This is a genomic window from Rhodococcus sp. SORGH_AS_0301 (genome assembly GCF_030818285.1).
Classification (GTDB): Bacteria; Actinomycetota; Actinomycetes; order Mycobacteriales; family Mycobacteriaceae; genus Rhodococcoides.
This window is the reverse complement of the sequence record NZ_JAUTAC010000002.1, coordinates 1,623,053-1,639,021: the sequence shown is the minus strand read 5'-3', so window position 1 is coordinate 1,639,021 and position 15,969 is coordinate 1,623,053. Positions and strand designations below refer to the sequence as shown.

The window sequence follows — 15,969 nt, the reverse complement described above, 5'->3', positions numbered from 1 at the left end:
AGGAGTCATGCCCGATTTGTTGACCGACACCACCCTCACCGCTGCCGACAGGTGTGATCGTTGCGGAGCGGGAGCGCGGGTGCGTGCCGTCCTCCCCACCGGCGGAGAACTGCTGTTCTGCCGTCACCATGCCAACGAGCACGAAGCGCGTCTCCTCGAGATGAACGCCACCATCGTCGCGGACGCGGATTCCGACGCCATGGCGTGATGACCGGGGCACTCGGTCCCACAGCATCAGCACTCGACTCCTGACACCACGAAGGGCGGCCACCGATCCGGTGGTCGCCCTTCGTCGTGCGCGGGGCTCGTGCAGTGATGCGGTCACCACGAACGCAGGGCCGAGATCCTCTCGGTGAGCTGCTCCGCCGTCGCGATCGCGGTGGGCGGCCCACCACAGCTCCGTCGGAGTTCGCCGTGGATGATGCCGTGGGCCTTGCCGGTGCGGTGGTGATGCATCGCCACCAGGCCGTTGAGCTCCTTACGCAGATCGGCCAGCTTCGCGGCGTCCGCGGACCGCCCGGCGGGCGGGAGGGTGACCGGAGCCGGAGTCTCCGTGGGCATCGCCGGGCGTGCCAGCTGCGTCTCCTGCCGTTTCCGCAACAGCGCGCGCATCTGGTCGCCGTCCAACAGGCCCGGCAGGCCGAGATAGTCCGCCTCGTCGTCGCTGCCCGAGAACGTCGCGGTGCCGAAGGAGGAGCCGTCGAAGATCACCTGGTCGAGCTCTGCGTCGGCACCGAGCGACGTGAACGCCTTCTCCTCCTCGCCGGGCTCGTCCTTCTGCTGGTTCGCCTCGATGAGCAGATCGTCGTCGAGACCGTCCTTCTCCCGGTGCGGCTTCCCGATGACGTGGTCGCGCTGCGCCTCGAGCTGGCTGGCCAGGTCCAGGAGCACCGGCACCGAGGGCAGGAACACGCTCGCCGTCTCACCCTTGCGGCGAGAACGCACGAAGCGCCCGACGGCCTGGGCGAAGTACAGCGGTGTGGAGGCGCTGGTCGCGTAGACGCCGACCGCGAGGCGCGGGACGTCCACGCCCTCCGACACCATGCGCACGGCCACCATCCAGGTCGACGTTCCCGCGCCGAACTCGGCGATGCGGGCCGAGGACCCGGGATCGTCGGACAGCACGAGCGTCGGGGTCTCCCCCGTCGCCGCCTCGAGGATTCCCGCGTAGGCGCGCGCGGTGGTCTGATCCGACGCGATGACGAGGCCACCCGCGTCGGGAATGCCGCCCTGCCGGAGTTGGTGCAGCCGGGTGTTGGCCGCGGCGAGCACCGACGGCACCCACTCACCGGACGGGTCGAGAGCGGTACGCCAGGCCCGCGCCGTCTGCTCGGCGCTGAGCGGCTCCCCGAGACGGGCGGCGAACTCCTCGCCCGCACTGTTGCGCCAGCGTGCCTCGCCCGAGTACGCGAGGAAGACGACCGGCCGCACGACACCGTCCGCCAGCGCGTCGGCGTAGCCGTAGCTGTGGTCCGGGCGCGACCGGGGCAGGCCCTCGTCGTCCGGCTCGTAGTTCACGAAAGGAATGGGGCTGTCGTCGCTGCGGAAGGGCGTTCCCGTCAATGCCAGGCGGCGCGTCGCGTCGCCGTAGGCCTCGCGGATGCCCTCGCCCCAGCTCTTGGCGTCACCGCCGTGGTGGATCTCGTCGAGAATCACGAGCGTCTTGCGGTTCTCGGTCCGCACCCGGTGGCGGGAAGGGTGCGACGCCACCTGTGCGTACGTGACGACGATGCCGTGGAAGTCGCTGGACGTCTGCCCGGTGCTGTTGGAGAAGCGGGAGTCGAGGGCGAGTCCGACGCGCGCCGCCGCCTCCGCCCACTGGTGCTTGAGGTGCTCGGTGGGAGCGACGACCGTGACCTGGTCCACGGTGCGGTCGCTCAGCAGCTCGAGCGCCACGCGGAGCGCGAACGTGGTCTTGCCGGCTCCCGGAGTGGCGACGGCCAGGAAGTCGGTCGGACCCGCCGACAGGTACTTCGTGAGCGCTCGCCGCTGCCAGGCGCGCAGTGGCGGCAGGGCGACTCCGGCCGGCCCTGTCACAGGGAGACCTCCTGCGCTGTCGACCTTCTCGCCGATCTCGGCCGTCATGAACGGGCCTCGTCCGGCGCCGTACGTCCACCTGAAAGGATGCGAACCACCCGTGGCATGGAACTCCCGTTCGGCTCGTCGTCTCGTGTGCACATCCGTCGATCAGACTATCGCGGACGTCGGCGCGCCCACCAATGCGCACGTCGCCGCCGGTGCCCGCGACGGCGACACACCGGGCCGGGACGTGCCCGAGCGACGCCGGTGGGCCATGCTGGAGTCATCATGAGCGCACCCGCCGACAACACGTCCGATCGGGACACCGCGGCAGCGTCGACGCCCGACGGAGAGCCGGGGCCCGGTCCCGTCCCGGGACGGCCGCTGCGCACGGCCTGGCGCGTCGTCGCGAGGACGGCGGGCAAGGCGTGGGACGACTCCATCTTCGGCAAGTCCGCCACCGCCGCCTTCTGGCAGACCCTGTCGCTGCCGCCGCTGGTGCTCGCACTCCTCGGCAGCCTCACCTACATCGCGGGGTGGTTCGGACCGAACACTCTCGACATCATCGAGTCGAAGATCGTGACGTTCAGCTCCACGCTGTTCAGCGACAACGTCGTGGACGAGATCATCGCCCCCACGCTGACGGACATCCTCAACAGCGGACACGGTCCCGTCGTGTCCGTGGGCTTCCTGCTGTCGTTGTGGGCCGGCTCGTCGGCGATCTCCACCTTCGTCGACTCCATCGTCGAGGCACACGGTCAGCAGGACGCGCGCAACCCCGTGTGGCAGCGCATCTTCGCTCTGCTGCTGTACGTCGCGTTCCTGATCGTCGCGGTGTTCGTCCTGCCCCTCGTCGCGCTGGGGCCCACCATCATCGGTCGGGTGCTGCCGTCGTCGTGGTTCGAGATCGGCTCGCAGGTGATCGACATCGCGTACTACCCGGGTGTCGGACTGCTGCTCATCGTCGGCCTGACGACGCTCTACAAGGTGGCTCTGCACACCTCGCTGCCGTGGCACCGCCTGCTCGGCGGATCGCTGCTGGCCGGAGTGTTCTTCATGCTGGCGAGTGCGGTGCTGCGCACCTACCTGTCCTGGGTGACCGGAACGGGCTACACCTACGGCGCGCTCGCGGCTCCGATCGCCTTCCTGCTCTTCACGTTCTTCCTGGGATTCGCGGTGGTGCTGGGGGCGGAGTTCAACGCCACGGTCCAGGAGTTCTGGCCGGCGCGCGCCACACGCATGGACCAGGTCAAGGGATGGATCGCCGAGAAGGCAGCCGATCCGGGTGCGGGCACCGTCGGCGCTCTCGGCCGGCTGGCCACCGGCCCGATCCGCATCGCACGGTCGGATCGGGACGGCGGCGAGTCACCGGAGAAGCGTCAGGTGACGCGTGATCGGCAGGATCACTCGCCCTTGCGCAAGCCGTCGTAGACCTTCTTGCAGTCGGGGCACACGGGTGACCCGGGCTTGGCCGACTTCGTGACGGGAAAGACCTCGCCGCACAGTGCGACGACGTGGGTGCCCATCACCGCGCTCTCGGCGATGCGGTTCTTCTTCACGTAGTGGAAGAACTTCGGAGTGTCGTCGTCGGTGGTCTCGTCGGTGCTGACGTCGGGGCGTTCCTTGGTCTGCGTGCTCATGCATCGATTATGACGGTTGTTCCCGACACGCGCGTCGCACATCTCACCACCTCCGATTACTGCACACTTCGTTCAGTAGTGACACAGTGGAGTCATGGCACACGACGGCATCTCACCCCGCGACAGCGTTCGCGAGGCCGTACTGATCACCGAGGCACGAACGTCGGTCGAGGAACAGCACCGAGCGCGCGTGCGCAAATACCTCTTCATCATGTCTTTCCGTATCCCGGCGCTGGTCCTCGCGGCGCTGTCGTACGGCGCGTGGCAGAACCCGTGGATCGCCATGGCCATCGTCGGCGTGTCCATTCCTCTCCCGTGGATGGCAGTCCTGATCGCCAACGACCGACCGCCGCGGACCGCGGACGAGCCCAGCCGCTACGGCTGGCGGGCGACCGACTCCACCGCGCTGGAGGCCCGCAGCCACCCGGTGGTGAACCTCGACGAGGAACCCGATCTCGACCGCCGCGCGATCTCGAATCCGCGCGCCACGTCCTGAGACGGGTCCGTCCCGAGATCGGTCTGCTGACACACTGACGCGGTGACCGACTCGAACCACCGCACCTCGCCTCCCCCGTCCGTCCCGGTGGACGCGGACCGCCTCGTCGACCTCGCGTCCACGTTGCGGGTCGCGTTCGACCGAGCGGACTTCACCGCGGACGGGATCCTGGAGGCACTGGGCGACTCGGTTCATGCCGCGTTGGGACGTGGCGAACCCGCACCGGTGCGACGCCGGTGCGGAGAACTCGGTCCCCTCGGCACTCTCGTCCTGCTGTTCCTGCTCTCCGACGACGTGGCGATCGACGCCGCGACCACCGCCCTCGCGCCGACGACACTCGACGGAGCGGTCGCTGCGGGCCTCCTCGAGACCGGCAGCGGCACCGTGCGCAGTCTGCTCGACATCCGCCCCCTCGATCTCGGCACGGGCACGCGGTGGGTGGTGTCCGACATCGATGGCAGCATGCGCGACGTCCGTATCGGATCCGATCACGTGCTCGGCGTCGGTCACGCGTCGCTGTCGCTGGTCCGCGGGACACCCACCCGTGTCGACGGGAGTCCGCCCACCGTCCTGGATCTCGGTACCGGCTGCGGCATCCAGGCGCTCCACGCGGCGCCGTACGCCCGGTCGATCACCGCCACCGACGTCAGCGATCGGGCCATCGCCCTCACCCGCATGACGGCTGCCCTCAACGGTCTGGACTTCGAGACGATCCCGGGCTCGTGGTTCGCACCCGTCGCGGGGCGGACCTTCGATCGCATCGTCGCCAACCCGCCCTTCGTCGTCGGATCGGGCCGAGTCTCCCACTCCTACCGCGATTCCGGCCTGGACCTCGACGGTGCCAGCAGCCTCGTCGTGGGAGCGGCACCGGACCATCTCGCTCCCGGCGGGACCGCGTCGTTGCTCGCCTCCTGGGTTCACGTGGACGGTGAGGACTGGCGGTCACGGGTCGCCTCCTGGCTGCCGGACCACGGTGTCGACGCGTGGATAGTGCAGCGCGACATCGCGGACCCCGCTCTCTACGTGGGCACGTGGCTGCGGGACGGCGGACTCGATCTGCGAGACCCGGCCGTCGACGAGACGGCGACCGCCTGGCTCGATCACCTCGACGCCGCCGGCGTCACGGGTGTCGGCTTCGGCTTCGTGTACCTCCGCCGGACCGACCGGCCCACCAGCGTCCTCGCGGAGGACCTGATGCACGGGTACGAGGATCCCCTCGGCGACGAGGCACTCGACGTCCTGGACCGGGTGGACTGGCTCCGCACACACGATCTGCTCGACGAGTGTGTGGCCGTCGCCCCGACCACGGCACTCGAGGAGGTCTCCACCCCCCGATCCGGACGGTGGGTGGACCACCGTCGTGCGCCGGGTCCACCGCGGCGACGGGCCCGCGTGGTCCCACGAGATCGACGCGGACGGGGCGGCACTCCTGGCCGGGATGCGCGCGGGCGGACCGACGGTCGGCGACCTCACCGAGCTTCTCGCGGCCGCACGCGGTGTGGACGCCGCGGAGCTGACGGACTCGGTCGTCGCGTTGGTCGCGGGGCTCGTCGTGCACGGGTTGGTGATCCCCACCTGAGCCGAGCAGTCGTTTCTCTCAGCAACTTCTCAGGGCTGAGGTGGTGAAACCGCAGCTCAGAGTGTTTGACGGAGGTGGGCTTCGGGAACTTTTCTGACGTGTCCCGGCGTTGTAGCCAGTGAGACACCACCGATCAGGAGGCACGTCATGACCAGCCCCACCACCATTCGCCCTCGACCGAGTGATGCCGACCTGGATGCACAGAGCCCGGCAGCGGACCTCGTTCGCGTCTACCTCAACGGTATCGGCCGCACGGCTCTGCTGACGGCCGCGGAGGAAGTCGATCTGGCGAAGAAGATCGAGGTGGGTCTGTACGCGACCCATGTGCTCGCGACCGGCAAGCGCCTCTCCCCCGCCAAGAAGCGTGACCTCGCGCTCATCGTCCGCGAGGGCCAGTCCGCTCGGGCACACCTCCTCGAGGCCAACCTCCGTCTCGTCGTCTCACTCGCCAAGCGCTACACGGGCCGCGGGATGCCGCTGCTGGACCTCATCCAGGAGGGCAACCTGGGTCTGATCCGTGCGATGGAGAAGTTCGACTACGCCAAGGGCTTCAAGTTTTCGACGTACGCCACCTGGTGGATCCGTCAGGCCATCACCCGCGGCATGGCGGACCAGAGCCGCACCATCCGTCTCCCCGTGCACCTGGTGGAGCAGGTGAACAAGCTCGCGCGGATCAAGCGTGAGCTGCACCAGCAGCTCGGCCGCGAGGCCACCGACGACGAGCTCGCCGAGGAGTCCGGCATCCCGGTCGAGAAGATCGCGGATCTGCTCGACCACAGCCGAGACCCGGTGTCGCTCGACATGCCCGTCGGCAGCGACGAGGAGGCGCCGCTGGGCGACTTCATCGAGGACTCGGAGGCCACGTCCGCCGAGAACGCCGTGATCGCCGGGCTGCTGCACACCGACGTGCGCAGCGTGCTCGCCACGCTGGACGAGCGTGAGCAACAGGTCATCCGGTTGCGCTACGGCCTCGACGACGGTCAGCCGCGCACCCTCGACCAGATCGGCAAGCTGTTCGGCCTCTCGCGTGAGCGCGTACGCCAGATCGAGCGTGAGGTCATGGGCAAGCTGCGTCAGGGCGACCGCGCCGAGCGACTGCGGTCCTACGCCAGCTGATCGTCCCCCGCATCACGAGACAGGCCCCCGGCTCTGGCCGGGGGCCTGTCGTCGTTCACGGCCTCAGCGCAGGCGACGGGGGCCCAGATCGATACGGCTGGGCTCGGGCCCGATGCGGATCCGTGCGTCGGTGGTCTCCGCGCCACTCGGTGACGCGAGGACCGGGTCGCACACCAGCTCGCGCACCTCGGACAGATCGTCCGCCAGTGTGGAGACCCGGAGCACGACGTCCACCAGCGCGCCCTTGTTCACCGGGGACGCGGTGCGGTACCCCGACAGCATCGGCGCGGCCCGCGGCGCGTCGATGAGCTCCGCGGCTTCCCTCTCGGTGAGTGGGAGCACGCGGTACGCCCTGTCTCCCAGCAGATCCGACATGATGCCGGACAACCCGAACGACACCAGTGAGCCGAACGACGGATCGTCCTGGACCCGCACCAGGCACCCGATCCCCTTGGTCGCCATCCGCTGCACCTGCATCACCGGGGTGCCCGATGCCTCGAACAGATCCCGGTACGCGCGGGCGACGGCGTCCGGCCCCACGACGTCGAGGCGGACACCGCTCAGGTCGGGGCGGTGTCGCCACTGATCGCCGGTGGCCTTCACCGCGACGGGTCCTCCCAGCTCGCGAGCCGCCTCCACCGCCTCGGCCTCGTCCGTCACCGTGCGGAAGTCGGCGATCTCCACGCCGTAGCACCGCAGCAACTGCTCGGTCTCGACGTCCGAGAGCCACCGCCCCGACGGACTGGCCGCCATCCAGCCGGCCACCAGTGCGCGCGCCGCGTCGGCGTCGACGCCGCCGGGCCGCACCACGCTGTCGGCCGGTCGATTCAGCCACGAGGCGTACCGCCACGCCTTCTGCAGCGCGTAGACCGCCCGCGCCGGGTCGGGATAGGACGGCACCGATCCGCGGATCGGCGTTCCGTCGTCGCCGCGGACCGCCAGTACGTCCGGAATGCCCTCGGCGGCGAGGAAGGTCGTCAGCACCGGCTTGTCGGCGCCGCGGACCGCCGCGCCGAGTGCCTCGGCGTAGGAGGCGACACGGACGGCGACCGGAGGCACGAAGACCGCGAGAACGGTGTCCACGTCGTCCGACCGCAGCGCCGTGGTGACCGCGGCCGCGAACTCCTCGGGCGTGGCCTGCGCGCCCACGTCGACCGGGTCCGGTGCTGTCATGCCGCTGTCGCGTGCGGCGTCGACGGCGAGGACGCCGAGCGCCGTCGAGTTGCCGACCACCGCGACCCGCGGACCTGCCGGCAGCGGCTGATAACCCAGAAGGATGGCGCAGTCGAACAGTTCCGCGATCGAGTCGACCTGGATCACCCCCGCCTGCTCGAAGAGGGCACGCACGATCGTGTCGTCTATGTCCGTGCCGGTCGCCAGCGCGGGCGGCACGGCTCCGCGTCCGCTCTTGACCGCGACGATCGGCTTGGACCGCGCGACCCGGCGCGCGATGCGCCAGAACTTGCGGGCGTTGCCGAAGCTCTCGAGGTAGAGCAGGACCACCTCGGTGGCCTCGTCCTGGTCCCAGTACTGCAGCAGGTCGTTGCCGGACAGGTCGGCGCGGTTACCGGCGGAGACGAACGTCGACAGTCCCAGGAGCCGTTTCGACGCCTGCGCCAGGATGGCGATACCCAGGGCACCCGACTGGCAGAAGAAGCCCACGCGTCCGCGACCCGGGAGGTCCGTCGCCAGCGTGGCGTTGAGCGACACCGCGGGATCGAGGTTCGCGACGCCGAGAGCATTGGGGCCGACCAGGCGCATGCCGTGTGCACGAGCGGAGTGCACCAGGCGCCGTTCGTTCGCGCGCCCGTCCTCTCCCGTCTCACCGAACCCGGACGAGACCACCACCAGCGCCTTCACGCCCTTGGCGAGGCAGTCGTCGAGCACCGCGTCGATCTGGTCGGCCGGCACGGCGGCCACCGCGAGATCCACCTCGTCGGGAATGTCCCGCACCGTCGGGTACGCGCGCACTCCGCGCACCGACGTGTGTTCCGCGTTCACGGGATAGACGGGTCCGGTGAACGACGCGCGCAGCAGGTTGGTCAGCACCGCGTTGCCCACCTTCTCGGGGTCCGTCGAGGCACCGATGACGGCGACGGAGCGTGGGCCGAGCACGTTGCGGACGCTGCGGGCCTCGGCCGCGCGCTCGCGGGAGTTGCGCACCTGGACGAGCGCGTCGCTGGGATCGATGTCGAAGTCCAGGTTGAGCACGCCGCCGTCGAAGCTGCGACTGACCTGGTAGCCGGCCTGCCGGAACACGGTGACCATGTTGCGGTTCTCCGCGAGGACCTCGGCGACGAAGCGGCGCACCCCGTTCTCGGCGGCCGCCCCCGCCAGATGCTCGAGCAGGATCGGACCGAGCCCACGACCCTGGTGCGCGTCGGCGACGACGAAGGCCACCTCGGCGGAGTTGCCGTCGCCCTGCGGCAGGCGCTCGTACCGGCCGACGGCGATGATCTCGTCGCCGAGCGTCGCGACGAGGGCCACCCGCGACGTGTGATCGACCGTCGTGAAGTTGAGGATGTCGCGCTTGGGCATGGTGGGGTACGGACCGAAGTAGCGCAGGTACCGCGTCCGCTCGGACAGCTTGCCGTGGAACTCGACCAGGGCGTCCGCGTCACCGGGCACGATCGGCCGCAGATGCACCACGCGGCCGTCGGACGCGAGCACGTCGGCGGCCCAGTGCCGCGGGTAGTTCTCGGCCCGTTGCCGCTCGAGCTCCTTGGGATCCGGCGGCGTCGGCGCGTCCGGTGCCGTCTGCGCTGTCGGTGTCTCGGGTGCGGGTGTCTCGTCAGTCACGCGGATCCTCCGGGTCGAGTCCCCACAGCGGGTAGACGGCGCGGCGGGTGGCCACGATGGCGGTGTCGATGCGTTGGATGGCGCGATCGACGTGCTCGACACCCGACTCCGGGGAACCACCCGGCCCGTCCCACGGCGGGTAGTCCACGTCGCCGTCGTCGCTCATCGTGGACGGCAGGTCGATGCTCGGCGCGGCGAGCCGCACCTTCTCGTGCCACTCGTCCGGAATGGAGGTCGTCGGATCGAGATCGCGGTCGAGCACCGCGGCGATGAGATGGGTCCAGGCACGGGGCACCACCCGCACCAACCCGTATCCGCCACCCCCCACCGCGAGCCACCGACCCTCACAGACCTGGTCGGCGAGGTCGCGCATCGCACGGAACGCGGCGCGCTGCCCGTCCACGGTGAGTCCCAGATCGGCGAGCGGATCCTCCCGATGACTGTCCACGCCGCACTGGCTGATGATGATCTGCGGCTTGAACGCCGCCACCGCTCCGGGTACCACCGCGTGAAACGCTCTCAGCCACAACCGGTCTCCCGTGCCGGGCAGGACCGGCACGTTGACGGAGGTGCCCTCCGCGGCGTCGGCACCCACCTCGGTGGACCATCCGGTGTTGGGCCACAGCGTGGCCGGGTGCTGGTGCACCGAGACCGTCATGACGCGGGGATCGGCGAGGAACGCCGCCTGGACACCGTCACCGTGATGAGCGTCCACGTCGATGTAGGCGATGCGGTCGTACCCGTTGTCGAGCAGCCACGAGATGGCGATGGCCGCGTCGTTGTAGACGCAGAAGCCCGACGCCCAGTCCGCCATGGCGTGGTGCATGCCCCCGCCGATGCTCACCGCGCGGCGCGAGCGTCCCGAGGCGATGGCCCGCGCGGCCGTCAGGGTGCCACCCGCGATGACCGCACTGGCCTCGTGCATGTCGGGGAACACCGGATTGTCCTCGGATCCGAGACCGTGCAGCACCTCGGACGCCCGCGAACCCAGCGGCAGGTCACGCGGCGCGCGCTTGACCGCCTCGACGTACCCCGGTGTGTGCACCCGCAACAGCTCACTGTCCGACGCGACCTCCGGCGGCAGCAGTTCGGTCCCCTCGAGCAGACCGATCCCCCGTGCCAGATCCATGGTGAGTGCGAGACGGGTGGGATTCATCGGGTGGTCGTCGCTCCACCGGTAGTTCAGGTAGTCCGCGCTCCAGACCAGAGCGGGCTGCCCCGGAGGCGACTGCGATGTCGAGGACGACTGCAGAGTCATGGCCCTCAACCTACGTGTCCGATTCGGCGTTCGTGATCGACTCGCGCACACGTGCTCGACGGGTCGTGGCAGGGCGGACGCACCGCGGCTCACCATGCCGCACCTGGACCCACCGGTGAACCGTCCGTACCGGTAGAATCCACTACGACGAAGGGTGTGATTGTGAAGGATCTGGTGGACACCACCGAGATGTATCTCCGGACCATCTACGACTTGGAAGAAGAAGGGGTCGTTCCCCTGCGCGCCCGCATCGCCGAGCGCCTCGAGCAGAGCGGACCGACCGTGAGCCAGACCGTGGCTCGGATGGAGCGCGACGGGCTGCTCCTGGTCGCGGGCGACCGGCATCTGCAGCTGACGGAGAAGGGCCGCGAGCTCGCGGTCGCCGTGATGCGCAAGCACCGGCTCGCCGAGCGGCTGCTCGTGGACGTGATCGGCCTGCGCTGGGAGGACGTGCACGCCGAGGCCTGCCGCTGGGAGCACGTCATGAGCGAGGAGGTCGAACGTCGCCTCGTCGAGGTGCTGGACAACCCGACCACCTCGCCGTACGGGAACCCGATTCCCGGTCTGGCACTGCTGGGTTCGTCCCGGCCGACCGAGCAGCCGGAGGATCTGGTGCGCCTCAGCGACATCGCGCCCGGAACGCCCACCGCCGTGGTGGTGCGCCGCCTCGCGGAGTACGTGCAGTCCGACCCCGACACGATCGCGCGCCTGCGCGAGGCCGGAGTCGTCCCGGACGCGCGCGTCACCGTGTCCGTCACGCCGGGCGCGGTCACCATCACCGTGCCGGGCCACGACGACGTCGACCTGTCCGAGGAGATGGCGCACGCCGTTCAGGTCCGCACCATCTAGCTGCTCGGGTCTCTCGCGGAGTTCCCAGACACAGGAATCGGAGTTCGAGTGAAGTTCGTGGTGACCGGCGGCGCCGGCTACGTCGGCAGTGTGTGTGCGGCCGTCCTGATGGAGAACGATCACGACGTCGTCGTGGTCGACGATCTGTCCACCGGCAACGCCGACGGAGTGCCCTCGGGTGCGGAGTTCGTCGAGGGCCCCGTCGCCGAGGTCGTCTCGTCCGTGCTCGGACGCGAGAAGGTCGACGGGGTCCTCCACTTCGCGGCTCAGTCGTTGGTCGGCGAGTCGGTGGAGAAGCCGGAGAAGTACTGGCGCGGCAACCTCGGTGCGGCGCTGGAACTGCTCGATGCCGTCGTCGAGCACCAGGTTCCGCGCCTCGTGTTCTCCTCGACCGCCGCGACGTACGGGGAGCCCGAGCGCACGCCCATCACGGAGGACTTCCCCACTCGGCCCAACAACCCGTACGGAGCCAGCAAGCTCGCGATCGACCATGCGATCACGGGATACACCGCGGCGCACGGGTTCGGGGCGACCAGCCTCCGATATTTCAACGTGGCCGGAGCACACGCCGGTCTCGGCGAGAACCGTGTCGTCGAGACCCACCTCATTCCTCTCGTCCTGCAGGTCGCTCTCGGACACCGTGAGTCCATCTCGGTGTTCGGCACCGATTGGCCGACACCGGACGGTACGGCCGTCCGTGACTACATCCACGTCCGCGATCTGGCCGACGCGCACCTGCGCGCCCTGTCCCAGAGCGTCCCCGGGAGTCACCGGATCTTCAATCTGGGTAGTGGCGAAGGGTTCTCGGTGCGCGAGGTCATCGACGCGTGCCGCCGCGTCACCGGCGTCGACATCGCCGTCACGGACGCACCCCGGCGAGCCGGCGATCCGGCAGTGCTCGTCGCGTCGAGCGAGAAGGCCATGGCCGAGCTCGGCTGGAAGCCCGAGCTCACCGATCTCGACGTGATCGTCGCGGACGCCTGGGCGTTCCTGCAGTCTCTCGGCGACAGGGCGCACTCCGCCCGTCGCTGACCCCGGGCCTCACACCGCGTCCGGCGGCAACTCGACCCCCAGGTCCTCCGCCAGTGACCGCGCGGACAGCACGAGCTCACGCACCACGGTGGGTCGCACACCGTTCTGCAGAGCCGTGTCCAGCAGTTGCGCGAAGCGGTACTCCGGATCCGCGGTCAACGCCGTCTGCAGCGCCACCCCGGCGAGCGGTCCGTCTCCGCGCAGGTACGCCCACGCCCCCAGCATCGTCGCGGGGTGCGCTCGGTCCGGTCCGCTGACCCGCCGCGTCAGCTCGACCCACACCGCCTCGGCCGTGGGTCCCAGCGCGGTCGTCGCGAGGCCGAGAACGGCGTCCCGCACCGCGATCGTGCTGATCGCCACCATGATGCGCGCCGCCGTCAGGTGGTCGAGCTCGTCGGAGGCGTGCAGTGCCTCGAGGAAGACGACCGTGTCCGCCAGCAGGTCCGAGTGGCCGACCGGCCCGTCCTCCAGCTCGACCCGCAGTCGGCTGTTGCGGAACCGTTCGCACTCCGACTCCGGAACGGGTTGCAGCAGCAGCGCGATCTCCGACCGGGACGTGCGGATCTGCCGTCCCGCCATCACGCGGGACGCCGCGACCTGCGACGATCCGGGATCGGGCAGCGTGCCGCACCGCGGATCACCACCCAGGCTGCGCCACCGCTGACCGACCGCCAGGTGGGACACGTGGTGCACACCGAACAGGTCGATCCCGCGCGGGTCGAGTGTGTCCCGCAGCGCATCGGCCACCACCTCGTACGGCATCGTGAACTTCGACCCGGTGATCAGCACCGCGACGACCGCGTCCAGACCCTCTCTCGTGCAGACCTCGCCGCACCGCTCGATCACGTCGGCGAGCTCGGGTGAGTCGAGCCGGTCGGAGAGGTCCTGCCGCATGCACATCTCCACGACGGTGGGGCTGCCGGTGCTGAGGCAGATGAGCACGATGGACCGCGCCGGCACGAAGCCGAGCAGAGCCGGAACGGCGGCGATGAGGTCGCCCACCGACGTCACGACGGGGTGGTCCGCCGTCGTGGACGACGGGGATCGATGGCGGGGAACGGGGTAAGGGCGTCGAGTCATGAGGAGGACTGTCCGCGTGCGGCCGACAGGTCGTCCGGGGTCGACCTGGGCCGATGAAACGGCCTGTGGATCGGCCCGCGCCCGGGGATGGACGCTCGCGCGGGTGCCACACTCGTCAGGAGACGACGAGAGGCAACCGTGCGCGCAGTGATTCAGCGAGTGAGCGAAGCGACCGTTCGAGTCGACGGCGTGCAGGTCGGACGTATCGGCGCCGGACTCCTGGCACTCGTCGGGGTGTCACCGTCGGACGGCGGCGCGGACGTCGAATACGTCGCCCGCAAGATCGCGGATCTCCGCATCCTGCCGGACGAACGATCCGTCTCGGACGATCCCGACGCAGCCGAGGTCCTCGTCGTGTCCCAGTTCACGCTGTACGGGGACACGCGCAAGGGCCGTCGGCCGTCGTGGAACGGTGCGGCGTCGGGCGACATCGCAGAACCGCTGGTCGATGCGGTGGTGGCGTCGCTCCGTGCGCGCGGCATCACGGTCGCGACAGGTGTGTTCGGCGCACACATGGCGGTGCAGTCGGTGAACGACGGGCCCATGACCGTCCTCGTCGACAGCCCCTGACTCACCGGCCTCGTCGGCGCCGCGGACGGCGCCACACCACTTCCTCCGGCAACATCCAGCCGCGACGGCGCGCGAGGAGACACAGGGCCGCGCCGACCACGGTCGCGGCGATCAGAGCTATCGTCGGTTGCCCTGCAGCCTGCACCACCACGAGGGTGGCGCTCGCGATCAGGGCGCACGACGCGTAGAGCGTGTTGCCACCGAAGATGGTGGGGATGCGCCCCACCGCGACGTCGCGGATCGCACCGCCGCCCACCGCGGTGACGGCGCCGAGCCCGATGGCCGGGAGCCACCCGAGCCCGACGCCCAGGGTCTTCTGCGCTCCCGCCGCGGCCCAACAGCCGAGTGCCAGCGCGTCGACGTAGGGGAAGACGCGGTCCCACCCACGCCCTTCGAAGCGCACGGCGAACGCGACGACGGCACCGATCAGCGCCACCGTCAGATAGCGGTAGTCGGTGAGTGCGACGGGCGGCCCGGCCTGGAGCAGGGTGTCGCGGATGATGCCGCCGCCGAGCCCCGACACGATGGCGAGAACCGAGAAGCCGACCAGGTCGAAGCGGAAGGCCCGAGCGACGGCGCCGCCGAGAAGGGCATTGGCGAAGACACCCGTGAGGTCGAGGACCCGGAACAGCTCGGGCACTGCCCATGACATGGGCTATCCCCCGGCCTTGACCTTCTGCACCGCGGCGGTGAACGTGCGGTCGAGCGTGGCGGAGTCGGGCGTCAGTTCCCCGAAGGACATGTACGTCGCCGTGACGCGGACGTCGTCGACCTGGGCGAGCAGCGACAACATGGACTGCGTGACCTCGCCCGCCTGACCACCGGAGGTGACGGTACGACGTAGCGCGAGGGTGTCGTCGGCACCGATGGGCGGCGGCGGGACGATGTCGGTGGTCACCAGGCTCGTCACACCGGCTGAGGTGGCCTCGACCTCGGAGCACTGCTCCCAGAGTGCCTTCCGATCCTCCAGCGTCGTGTCCACCCGCGACAACTCGATGGAGATGGTGGCCCGGTCGTCGGGATCGGTCGCGACGAGCAGTGCCGTCGAGTCGGGATCGGACGATCGTGCCTCGGGCTTGCATCCCGTCGGTTCGACGGACGCGTCGGCCGCGATGCCGTCGAGGTCCTGAGCCGCCTGCGCCACGGCCTGCGGGGGCAACACCACGGCCTGGTACGGCGCCGTGAAGGTGCTGGGATCGAGGAGCAGGGCCGACAGCGATCCCGCCGCGTCGGGACTCGCCGAGGTGCTGGACGGAGAGCTCGACGGTGTGGTGGTGGTCGACGACGACGATCCGGGTGCACTGGACGGCGCGGCGGAGGGCGGCGGACCGCCGGCCTCCGGCGTCCCGCTCACCGTGGAGCCACTGCATCCCGCCAGCACGGCGGCGGCGAGGGCGACGAGCGCACCGGCACGCACCGCGGACACTCTGCTGGTGGCACCGGTACTCGTCGCTCGCGTCTGCATGTCTCCCCTGTCGGTGAGGTCCCCGGGCGTCCGGTGACCGTGCGTGGCCTCGACGCTGCCACACCG

Annotated in this window: 14 protein-coding genes and 1 pseudogene; 8 read left to right on the top strand and 7 right to left on the bottom strand. The window is 70.0% G+C overall.

Features of this window, described 5'->3' with window-relative positions; genetic code table 11:
* The first annotated feature begins 7 nt into the window (after positions 1-7).
* Entirely contained in the window at positions 8-208 is a 201-nt protein-coding gene (locus QE397_RS08360; protein WP_307092813.1) for a hypothetical protein, read from the top strand.
* Positions 209-321: 113 nt separating this feature from the next.
* On the opposite strand, the gene QE397_RS08355 is transcribed toward QE397_RS08360, so the two are convergent.
* Positions 322-2,085 carry a DEAD/DEAH box helicase gene (locus QE397_RS08355; protein WP_307092811.1) on the bottom strand — a complete coding sequence of 588 codons (1,764 nt, stop codon included), beginning with the start codon at positions 2,083-2,085 and terminating at the stop codon, positions 322-324.
* A 222-nt stretch (positions 2,086-2,307) separates the two neighbouring features.
* Here QE397_RS08355 and QE397_RS08350 point away from each other — a divergent pair, with 222 nt between their 5' ends.
* The gene (locus QE397_RS08350) at positions 2,308-3,450 is read left to right on the top strand and encodes a YihY/virulence factor BrkB family protein (RefSeq protein ID WP_081821180.1); all 1,143 of its coding nucleotides are present in this window, start codon (positions 2,308-2,310) and stop codon (positions 3,448-3,450) included.
* Here the strand turns inward: QE397_RS08350 and QE397_RS08345 are convergent.
* Positions 3,423-3,659, bottom strand: coding sequence for a DUF3039 domain-containing protein (locus QE397_RS08345; RefSeq protein ID WP_027505173.1), 237 nt, complete (start codon positions 3,657-3,659; stop codon positions 3,423-3,425). The genes QE397_RS08350 and QE397_RS08345 overlap by 28 nt on opposite strands.
* A 94-nt stretch (positions 3,660-3,753) precedes the next feature.
* Between QE397_RS08345 and QE397_RS08340 the strand changes: the two genes are divergently transcribed.
* The 3 genes and pseudogenes from QE397_RS08340 (at position 3,754) to QE397_RS08330 (ending at position 6,850) form a co-directional block, all read left to right on the top strand.
* The gene (locus QE397_RS08340; protein ID WP_056444840.1) at positions 3,754-4,155 is read left to right on the top strand and encodes a DUF3099 domain-containing protein; all 402 of its coding nucleotides are present in this window, start codon (positions 3,754-3,756) and stop codon (positions 4,153-4,155) included.
* A gap of 87 nt (positions 4,156-4,242) precedes the next feature.
* Positions 4,243-5,734 (top strand): annotated as a pseudogene (locus tag QE397_RS08335) (methyltransferase).
* Positions 5,735-5,881: 147 nt separating this feature from the next.
* Complete coding sequence (locus QE397_RS08330) at positions 5,882-6,850, top strand: sigma-70 family RNA polymerase sigma factor (RefSeq protein ID WP_027505171.1); 969 nt, start codon at positions 5,882-5,884, stop codon at positions 6,848-6,850.
* Positions 6,851-6,913: 63 nt separating this feature from the next.
* On the opposite strand, the gene QE397_RS08325 is transcribed toward QE397_RS08330, so the two are convergent.
* Positions 6,914-9,649 carry a bifunctional GNAT family N-acetyltransferase/acetate--CoA ligase family protein gene (locus QE397_RS08325; RefSeq protein WP_307092806.1) on the bottom strand — a complete coding sequence of 912 codons (2,736 nt, stop codon included), beginning with the start codon at positions 9,647-9,649 and terminating at the stop codon, positions 6,914-6,916.
* Positions 9,642-10,907, bottom strand: a complete 1,266-nt coding sequence (locus QE397_RS08320) for an acetoin utilization protein AcuC (RefSeq protein ID WP_027505169.1) — start codon at positions 10,905-10,907, stop codon at positions 9,642-9,644. The genes QE397_RS08325 and QE397_RS08320 overlap by 8 nt, the downstream gene beginning before the upstream one ends.
* Positions 10,908-11,069: 162 nt before the next feature.
* Here QE397_RS08320 and QE397_RS08315 point away from each other — a divergent pair, with 162 nt between their 5' ends.
* Together QE397_RS08315 and galE are read left to right on the top strand one after the other, a co-directional pair.
* Positions 11,070-11,756 (top strand): metal-dependent transcriptional regulator, encoded by a 687-nt coding sequence (locus tag QE397_RS08315; protein ID WP_027505168.1) that lies wholly within the window; start codon positions 11,070-11,072, stop codon positions 11,754-11,756.
* Positions 11,757-11,804: 48 nt separating this feature from the next.
* Positions 11,805-12,788: a UDP-glucose 4-epimerase GalE gene (gene galE / locus QE397_RS08310; RefSeq protein WP_307092803.1), complete on the top strand. Its 984-nt coding sequence runs from the start codon at positions 11,805-11,807 to the stop codon at positions 12,786-12,788.
* Between the two features lie 9 nt (positions 12,789-12,797).
* Here the strand turns inward: galE and QE397_RS08305 are convergent, their stop codons facing one another.
* Positions 12,798-13,868: a DUF4192 domain-containing protein gene (locus QE397_RS08305; protein ID WP_222630939.1), complete on the bottom strand. Its 1,071-nt coding sequence runs from the start codon at positions 13,866-13,868 to the stop codon at positions 12,798-12,800.
* A 138-nt stretch (positions 13,869-14,006) separates the two neighbouring features.
* Between QE397_RS08305 and dtd the strand changes: the two genes are divergently transcribed.
* The gene (gene dtd / locus QE397_RS08300; protein WP_307092799.1) at positions 14,007-14,438 is read left to right on the top strand and encodes a D-aminoacyl-tRNA deacylase; all 432 of its coding nucleotides are present in this window, start codon (positions 14,007-14,009) and stop codon (positions 14,436-14,438) included.
* 1 nt (position 14,439) lies between these two features.
* Here the strand turns inward: dtd and QE397_RS08295 are convergent, their stop codons facing one another.
* A complete protein-coding gene (locus QE397_RS08295; protein WP_027505164.1) occupies positions 14,440-15,090 on the bottom strand; it encodes a trimeric intracellular cation channel family protein in 651 nt (216 codons plus the stop codon).
* A 3-nt stretch (positions 15,091-15,093) separates the two neighbouring features.
* Positions 15,094-15,903, bottom strand: coding sequence for a sensor domain-containing protein (locus tag QE397_RS08290; protein ID WP_307092797.1), 810 nt, complete (start codon positions 15,901-15,903; stop codon positions 15,094-15,096).
* Positions 15,904-15,969: the final 66 nt, after the last annotated feature.

Coding starts and splice junctions, on each gene's coding strand:
- QE397_RS08360 (WP_307092813.1), top strand. CDS start 8: ATGCCCGATTTGTTGACCGACACCACCCTCACCGCTGCCGACAGGTGT.
- QE397_RS08355 (WP_307092811.1), bottom strand. CDS start 2,085: ATGACGGCCGAGATCGGCGAGAAGGTCGACAGCGCAGGAGGTCTCCCT.
- QE397_RS08350 (WP_081821180.1), top strand. CDS start 2,308: ATGAGCGCACCCGCCGACAACACGTCCGATCGGGACACCGCGGCAGCG.
- QE397_RS08345 (WP_027505173.1), bottom strand. CDS start 3,659: ATGAGCACGCAGACCAAGGAACGCCCCGACGTCAGCACCGACGAGACC.
- QE397_RS08340 (WP_056444840.1), top strand. CDS start 3,754: ATGGCACACGACGGCATCTCACCCCGCGACAGCGTTCGCGAGGCCGTA.
- QE397_RS08330 (WP_027505171.1), top strand. CDS start 5,882: ATGACCAGCCCCACCACCATTCGCCCTCGACCGAGTGATGCCGACCTG.
- QE397_RS08320 (WP_027505169.1), bottom strand. CDS start 10,907: ATGACTCTGCAGTCGTCCTCGACATCGCAGTCGCCTCCGGGGCAGCCC.
- QE397_RS08305 (WP_222630939.1), bottom strand. CDS start 13,868: ATGACTCGACGCCCTTACCCCGTTCCCCGCCATCGATCCCCGTCGTCC.
- QE397_RS08295 (WP_027505164.1), bottom strand. CDS start 15,090: ATGTCATGGGCAGTGCCCGAGCTGTTCCGGGTCCTCGACCTCACGGGT.
- QE397_RS08290 (WP_307092797.1), bottom strand. CDS start 15,903: ATGCAGACGCGAGCGACGAGTACCGGTGCCACCAGCAGAGTGTCCGCG.